Origin of the sequence: Pseudoalteromonas piscicida (genome assembly GCF_002744175.1) — a bacterium.
GTDB classification, from domain to species: Bacteria; Pseudomonadota; Gammaproteobacteria; order Enterobacterales; family Alteromonadaceae; genus Pseudoalteromonas; species Pseudoalteromonas piscicida_B.
In genome coordinates this window covers 1-1240 of the sequence record NZ_NKHF01000010.1, presented here as the reverse complement: position 1 = coordinate 1240, position 1240 = coordinate 1, and the positions used below count along the sequence as shown (strand labels likewise).

At 47.9% G+C, this 1240-nt stretch carries 1 pseudogene; it reads left to right on the top strand.

Going from position 1 to position 1240, the window contains the following annotated elements:
* Positions 1-1240: pseudogene (locus CEX98_RS22830) on the top strand (FimV/HubP family polar landmark protein); the annotation flags it as partial.

Genomic DNA, 1240 nt, shown 5'->3' with positions numbered 1-1240 from the left:
GTTGGATGAACCTGCAGAGGAAGTATCATCAGAGCCTGAAGCCGAGTCAGATGAATTTGCAGGCGAAGATCTCGACGACTTGTTGGATGAACCTGCAGAGGAAGTATCATCAGAGCCAGAGGTTGAGTCAGATGAACCTGTAGAGGAAGTATCGTCAGAGCCCGAAGCTGAGTCCGATGAACTTGCAGAGGATGATCTCGACGACTTATTGGGTGAACCTGTCGAGGAAGTATCGTCAGAGCCGGAAGCCGAGTCACATGAACTTGCAGATGATGATCTCGACGACTTATTGGATGAGCCTGTAGAGGAAGTATCATCAGAGCCAGAGGTTGAGTCTAATGAACTTACAGGCGATGAACTCGACGACTTGTTGGATGAACCTGCAGAGGAAGTATCGTCAGAGCCGGAAGCCGAGTCCGGTGAACTTGCAGATGATGATCTCGACGACTTATTGGATGAACCTGTAGAGGAAGTATCACCAGAGCTCGAAACTGAGCCCGATGAACCTGCAGGCGATGAATTCGACGACTTGTTGGATGAACCGGTAGAGGAAGCACCATCAGAGCTTGAAGAACATGGTGAGTTGAGTGACGATACGGGTGAAGGCCATTTAAGTGGAATGCTTGATGATGAAGCGCTCGCACCGGAGTCATCAGAAGATATAGAAGCGGACACGTTACAGTCTGATTTAGAGAATGAAGATGCGTTTAGTGAAGATAATGCACAAGCTGATGACGATGAAGAGTTTGAAGACCCAGATTTAAAAAGCGTTGATGAATTATTACAAGAGCTTCAAGCCGAAGAGGAGCTAGATTTAGACTCGGCGCTCTCAGATGATTTTGCTGATGAAGAAGTTGAAATAGAGCTAGGCGATGATCCGCTGAATGATGAGGTTGACTTACTTGAAGATGAAGGTCCGTTAGACGAAGATGAGCTGCAACCAAGTGCAGAATTAGATAGTTACCCTGAACTAGAGTTAGGCGAAGGAGCTGGGCCTGAGGGGGCTGAGAGTGAAACGGAAAGAGCGCTTTCTGAGGCCCTGTCGAGTGATACATCCTTTGATATTGAAGATGGTTTTGAAGATGACGAGCTCGGCAGTGATATTGATTTTGATAGCGAAGACGAGTTACCTGAGCTAGAAGCCGATTTCGACGAAGAGGCACTACTTGATGACTCGCTAGAAAGCGAGCCAGAAGCCGAAGCGCCAAGCGAAGAAGCCGAAACACCAGAGCTGGATAGC